This window comes from Vibrio splendidus 12E03 (genome assembly GCF_000272105.2).
GTDB classification, from domain to species: Bacteria; Pseudomonadota; Gammaproteobacteria; order Enterobacterales; family Vibrionaceae; genus Vibrio; species Vibrio splendidus_I.
This window is the reverse complement of the sequence record NZ_AJZD02000023.1, coordinates 20,361-27,165: the sequence shown is the minus strand read 5'-3', so window position 1 is coordinate 27,165 and position 6,805 is coordinate 20,361. Positions and strand designations below refer to the sequence as shown.

Here is a 6,805-nt window from a genome sequence, read left to right as displayed (position 1 = left end):
CTAACCTATTTAGTTATTTGGTAGCTCTGTTAATAATTTGATGATTGTTTTAGCTGTTTTATATCTATAATTAGTTCGAGGTATTAATTACATACCCGCATTAACGGTAATAATGCCGACGATAATTGGTCCCCATAACGTCAGTAACACGTTAGCTACAGCGTAAGTCACAGTGAAAGAGAATACTGGCGTTGCGTTGCCTGTTTTTTCCATCAATGCTGCGAATGCTGGGTTTGCACTTCGACCACCAGTCACACAACCTAAAGCCTCTACTGGGTTCTTGATCTTCAATACAAAGTACGAGAAGAAGAATGAAATAATCTGTGGAATGATGGTGACCGCCATACCCAAGAACAGAAGCGACATACCGTGTTCTTTTATGGTATCAACCGCTTGAGGGCCTGCTTGTAGGCCAACAATCCCTACAAATGCCGCTAAACCAAAGTCGCGAATGAAGTTTGCTGCACCCGCTGGGAACTGAGCCACATGCGGGTTTCGGCTACGTAACCAGCCGACAAGCAAGCCAGAAATCAAACAACCTGCACCAGAGCCAATCGTTACAGGAATACCTGCAATCTTGAAGCTAATTAGGCCAATTAGAAGACCCAGCACCATACCGAAACCCAGTACGATGAAGTCAGTCATAGTCGCAGAACCCATGCGCTTACCGATGTGTTTTTCAACTCGGTTGATGTCTTGAGCGGTACCCGTTAATTGAATAACATCGTTTTTCTCGACAATCAGGTCATCAGTAATGTCCATTGAAGTACCTGTACGCATGTAGTCTGTCACATACACGCCGCGGAATGAGCGCTCGTTTGAGCTGTCTTTGATTTCTTTTAGCGAGTGACCTATTAGCTTGCGGTTATCAGCGATAAGTTGACGATTTTCTTCAATAACTTCATAGCTTTCCGGTAATGCTACTTCATTGCTTTGTGCCTTGCTCTGTAGCTCATGAACCGCATTTCTACGGCCGGTAACCACAACCAGGTCGCCTGCTTTAAGCGCAGTGAACTTGTCTGCACTTAGCTCTTTTCCGTCGCGCTCAATAAGTTCGATACACGCAGCAAGTGATGATTGATTCAGTTGTGCTAGCGTTTTCCCAACCAATTTATCGTCGTGAGTTACTTTAAAAGCACGTGTCACTAGAGCGGTGACTGCATTAAATTCGCCGTCTGCTAAATCGCGTTTGCCGTTAGAGTTTTTCTCTTCTAGAGCAATAGCTTCAGATCGGATATCCCACTTCATGAGCGTTGGGAATACCCAAGTCACCATCAAGATTGGTCCTAAAGAACCAAAGATGTATGTTACAGCGTAACCAACCGCTACGTTTGTCTGCATCATGTGCTTGGCTTCTTCAGATACGCCGCCTAAACGTGCAATCGCATCGCCTGCGGTACCAATGATCGCAGATTGAGTTAAGCCACCAGCCGCTAGACCTGCAGCTGTACCTCTATCTAGATCAAATAACCATGCAGCAGCAAGCACACACAATAAGCCTGAAACCGTCATAACAACCGCAGAGAGCAGAATGTTAATGGTTCTGAAGTTAAGGGCTTTAAAGAATTGAGCACCGCCTTGATAACCCACAGCATAAATAAATAGCGCAAAGAAAATACTTTTTACGCCGGGATCAATCTGAACACCAAATTGCCCAATAATTACGCCCATTAATAATGTTCCGGCTACCCCGCCTAAAACAAATCGGCCGATAGTAATTTTACCAACCATATAACCTAATGAGAGTGTAATAAATAGTGCGACAAATGGTGCCATGTCAAACAGATTAGAAATAATGTCCATGACAAATTTACTCTTGTTACAAAATATAAGGAGTAAATAATCTAACGAATAACTTAATAGTGATATTTGTTGGATTATTCAATTTAATAAAGCAGCTCGTTGCTTCGAACCGAATATTAAGAACAAAAGGTTTTATTCTGTAATCTCATTTGAAGGATCAAATCATCACTTCGATTGTTTTATGAGTCACAGTAGCGCGGTTCATACTAAAAGTTGTTGTTTTAAAAGGACTTAACCAAAACCGAAATATTTAAATTATTTTGGAAATAAATTTCAACTAAGTATTATTACCTCCAGATCGTATCTCTTCGTTTCCTTAGCCAGCTGGCTTTGCAGCACTTAACAAGGATTCAAATCGAACCGTAAGCCAGTATGGTCTTAGATTTGATGGATCTAATCCTCTATAAGCGATTATCACAATAAACATAACTCCGCTATCGTTGCATTCACCAAACAAATAGAGAAAAGAACCATGAACACAATGCCACATGAACTTGTGTGGGGTGAAGTCTACTTCCCACCGCTGTTATTGGTTATCGCACTGGCTTACATATTGACAATGCTAACAGGGTCAATCGCTACAAGGTTTGGCCTGCATAAGTACGTCGCCTTTCCTGCAATAGCAGAACTGAGCTTGATCGTGATTTTTACTGGCGCTATCGGCCATTTTATTACCATTTTTTGAGGCACTTACTGTGATCAAACGTTATCTCATCACACTTTTATTATTGGCTGCTGCGGGAACTGTCGTTTATAGCTATTACCAGTCTTATTCAAGCAACCCGTGGACTAGAGATGGACAAGTTAGCGCTTATATTGTCTCTATTACACCTCGTGTAACGGGCCAAGTGATTGAAGTACATGTCGAAGACAACTCGAAAGTAAAAAAAGGCGATCTTCTTTTTGAGATCGACCCGAGTATTTACAAAGCTACCTACCGAAAAGCCCTTGCTACCCAAAAACAAGCGCTTGCCCTACTCGCCAAGGCGAAAAACGAAGAGCAACGCGCGTTAAATTTAGAAAAAAGGACGCCTGGTGCTGTACCGGTTCTGACGCTAAACAATTTAAGCAATGCAGTAGAGACCAGCGCCGCAAATGTCGAGCTGGCAAAAGCTAATGTAGAAGAAGCACATCTTAACCTTGAGTACACCAAGGTATATGCACCTACTAACGGCTATATTACTAACCTGAACTTACGCGTGGGTTCTCAAGTTGTCGCGAATTCACCAGTGGTTGCGTTAATTGATGAAGATAGCTTTTGGATTGAAGGTTATTTCAAAGAGACAGATTTAGTCGGTGTCGACGTTCAGGATACTGCTTATGTGACCCTAATGATGCACAACCATGTTCAACTAGAAGGACATATTAAAAGTATTGGCTTTGGTATCGCTAAGCAAGACGGCAGCACAGGTAATGATTTATTGCCAAACGTGAATCCAAACTTCCAATGGATACGTCTAGCTCAACGCATCCCTATCAAAGTTAAGTTAGACAAAATACCAGAAGACGTACAACTACGTGTTGGTATGACTGCCTCGATTAAAATAATCAAAAATAGCTAGGTGATTCTTATGTTCACTGCATCAACTAAAGACGCGATTAAAGCCGCATTATCTATCGTTATCGCAATCTGCCTAGCGTTGTGGTTTGGTTGGGAAAAACCGTATTGGGCGGCGATAGCCGTAGCAGTGATGGCATTGAACGAGAGTTTCGCCCATTCGATAAACAAAGGCCATAACCGGTTAATGGGAACCTTGTTAGGAACCAGTTATGCCTTTTTCCTTATCGCCATATTTTCTCAAGATCGCTTCTTGTTTCTTACTTTTTTCACCCTATTTCTTGGGGTATGTATCTTCATGTCGAGCGATGAAAAGTACGGCTATATCTTTTCAATAGGATTTGCCGTGTGTTCGATTGTTGCTTGCATGGGCGGGTTTGATAGCCAAACCACCTTTCACTTTGCTGTAGTTCGACTTCAAGAAACACTATTAGGTGTTGTTGTGTTCTCTATTGTCTATCGCATCGTGTGGCCTGTGAATACTGAACTCAACTTTGTACAACGTTTCGAAACCAGTAAACAAGCCTTGTTAGATACTATGGAAAAAACAGACGATATCGACATTGCCGCACTTGAAAGCAATACCGCAAATATTAATAAGCTGTATCAACTTTTAGATCTGCCACTGACCGGCAGCTACCATCTTAAGGAAAACATCCAAGCATGGCGTTTGCGCATCGATGAAATGGCGCATATCCAAGACACGTTGCTTAAACAAAGTCACGGTGAATCTGACTTGGGTATTCAATGGGTAGTTATTGCCAACAACTTGAAGAGCTTTAACGCACTAACGCCAGACCAATCACTTGTGGAAGGTGAGCCTAATGTAATGGGTGATCATAAAGAAGTGTCTTGGCATCATGCTCATCGCACGTTTGTTGAACATTTGAATGAAGATGGACGCAAAGTGCTGCAAGGCGTGTCGATGTTTATCACATCGCTCTTGGTTTGGATTTATCTTCCAGTTCCGGGTGGTTTTATATTTCCTATGTTAGCCGGTGTATTCTCTTCTATGGTGCCGACCATGCCACCAAGCGTTATTAAGGATGCCTTCTATGGTGTTTTGGGCACAGGATCGGTGATTCTGTTGCAGTACATCTTTGTGATGCCATTAATGACAGAGTTATGGGAGCTTGGTCTATTCTACTTCCTTAACATTATGGTGATATGGAAAGTGTTCGCCACGCCTAAACTCATGGTGCATCGAATACTAGGTGTTAATTTGTTAGTCGTACTGACATCTGGAGCACTTAACCTCACCCCAGTTTATGCAATAGAAACGCCACTGTTGATGCTGGTGAATATTTTGATCATTTTAATGATAGCCAAGCTGTTTACTGATCTATTTAGAGTGAAGGTAACCGCTTAAAACTCAATACATTCACCACTATAACAACACGGCCTGCAAAGTATCTTACTAAGTAGGCCGTTTTTTTATCTTATTAAAGCGCCTACAAATCATAGTCTTAGTATCAAAATTAACTAAAGTAGGATAGCGTCCATCAAACGCGATTAACGCGATCTGCCACCTACTCTTAAAATCCTCTCATTGATTGACGCAATGCATTTTTAGTCGCGACATTCACACTAGCAATCCTAATGGATAAATACATAACAACTGAACACGAAGTTCAGTTTTACATCGACTGTGTGAACCTCGAAGGTTTGAGGTTACTCAGCGTGGAATCCGTCATGAGTTTTTTTGAAATCCGCAACAGCGCCCGTAAGACCCATACTCTTTCTGTGTTAGCGAGCGCCTTATTACTTACTACTCCCACTTTTGCGTCAGCAGCGGAAACCAAGACTTACACCGAAGTCATGGAGCAAGGTCGAGCACTGTTTGACAAATATGGTATTAGCCATGACTTGCCAAAGCTTGCAATCAGCTCACTTGTACAGGGTGAGCACCTAGTTGAGCACGCACATCGTACTCTGAAAGTTGGTGATGAAGTTCGTGACTCAAGCGTTTACCTCGTCAAGAACACCGATAGCAAAGGCAACATCGATCTTCGTATCAAATACAACCCTGAAGAACTGGATGAGAACGAAAACCTGCTAGATGAAATCGAAGCGTTCACACGTACCGAATATCGCTTACGTGATTATGCAGAAAGCTTTGATTCATCTTCGGTTCGCGTGAAAGAAATCGACGATAACAAGATAGTCATCAGCTTCGACTATTCGAAGTATGGACTACCTCAAGACATCGCGTATTTCCGTTTTTTGAATGTCGACATTGAGTTAATCGATGGCGAACCCAAGCGAATGCTGATCACTAACGATAAGCCATTCAAACATCACGTATACAAAGTAGAAACTTATCGTCAAGAGATTGAATTCCATACATTGGATTCAGGAAAGGTTGTTATTGCTAGTAAAGCGACTGAAGTCGTAGGTACATCAAAGAATAAGCCTATGAAGATGACGAGTTTAACTGAACCCGTTGCACTGTATGAAGACGACAACGGTGTACAAATACTGAATGAAGACAGACTTCAAGAAGTATCAGACCCAAGAATGCAAGAAGCAAGCGTGAAGCTAGACCGTGTTTTTCCGTTAATGGGTGACATGGTGCGACGTCAAGGCATTGATTTACCTCTTCCATTCGGCGTATCAGTAGCTTATCGCAACCAAGACATGGACATTCCAATGACTGACTACGTGATTGGTGGTGTTCGCTTGAATGACTTATTTGATCCTGAAGATAGCGTTGCGACAGTTAAGGCTGAAAGTCTTTCGATACGCGGTGACGTTAATATCCTGCCATTCTGGAATGTATTCGGATATGTGGGAAAGGTAAACGTTGATGCGAACGTGGATGCCTCTTATACCGGCGCTGCAGGAGACTATTTAAAAGACAAGCTCAATGACAAACTGCCTGGGCTAGGTAACGCGCTTTGCGAAGGTGTCTCTGCATTATGTAACAGAGGCCGTTTGAATGTACCACTGCATCTTGAATATGACTTACGCGGTGCGGGCACCACACTTTCTGTTGGTTACAAAGAGTTCTTTGCCTCAGTGACAGGTACCTACTCACAAACACGCCTGAAAGGAATGGATGATTGGGGCGATGGTATTGTCACTGTTCAACCCATGTTGGGTTACCAGTTTGTCGATTATCGAGCTCAATTTTTCGTTGGTGCTGAATACCAAGGTTTAAATTCTCGTATGCAAGGCACTGTAAAAACCGATGACATTGAATTTGATTATGACGTTGGTGTCGACATCGATCAGTGGGCATTCCTAACAGGGGTTAACAAACAGATCGGCAAGCATTACAACATGACCGTGTTGTACAACAAAGGTGAAACTCGTTCGGCTGTAACATTGAACCTTGGTTATCGCTTCTAGCCCTACATCACGCATTGAGTGGTCACGGCCACTCTTGATGGGTGGCGTCCTACTTATGCGATTCCATCAATCAATAAAATGTATTTAATATAC

Annotated in this window: 5 protein-coding genes; 4 read left to right on the top strand and 1 reads right to left on the bottom strand. The window is 42.4% G+C overall.

What is annotated here, in order from left to right; translation table 11 throughout:
• Nucleotides 1-87: 87 nt before the first annotated feature.
• Nucleotides 88-1,803, bottom strand: coding sequence for an aspartate-alanine antiporter (gene aspT / locus A142_RS02995; RefSeq protein ID WP_019821193.1), 1,716 nt, complete (start codon nt 1,801-1,803; stop codon nt 88-90).
• 472 nt (nt 1,804-2,275) lie between these two features.
• Here aspT and A142_RS02990 point away from each other — a divergent pair, with 472 nt between their 5' ends.
• The 4 genes from A142_RS02990 to A142_RS02975 all read left to right on the top strand — a co-directional run bounded on the left by A142_RS02990 (nt 2,276) and on the right by A142_RS02975 (nt 6,712).
• Nucleotides 2,276-2,488, top strand: a complete 213-nt coding sequence (locus A142_RS02990) for a DUF1656 domain-containing protein (RefSeq protein ID WP_010429574.1) — start codon at nt 2,276-2,278, stop codon at nt 2,486-2,488.
• A gap of 10 nt (nt 2,489-2,498) precedes the next feature.
• Nucleotides 2,499-3,365: an HlyD family secretion protein gene (locus tag A142_RS02985; RefSeq protein ID WP_019821189.1), complete on the top strand. Its 867-nt coding sequence runs from the start codon at nt 2,499-2,501 to the stop codon at nt 3,363-3,365.
• Nucleotides 3,366-3,374: 9 nt separating this feature from the next.
• Nucleotides 3,375-4,730, top strand: coding sequence for an FUSC family protein (locus tag A142_RS02980; protein ID WP_019821188.1), 1,356 nt, complete (start codon nt 3,375-3,377; stop codon nt 4,728-4,730).
• A gap of 323 nt (nt 4,731-5,053) precedes the next feature.
• Nucleotides 5,054-6,712 carry a hypothetical protein gene (locus A142_RS02975; protein ID WP_019821187.1) on the top strand — a complete coding sequence of 553 codons (1,659 nt, stop codon included), beginning with the start codon at nt 5,054-5,056 and terminating at the stop codon, nt 6,710-6,712.
• Nucleotides 6,713-6,805: the final 93 nt, after the last annotated feature.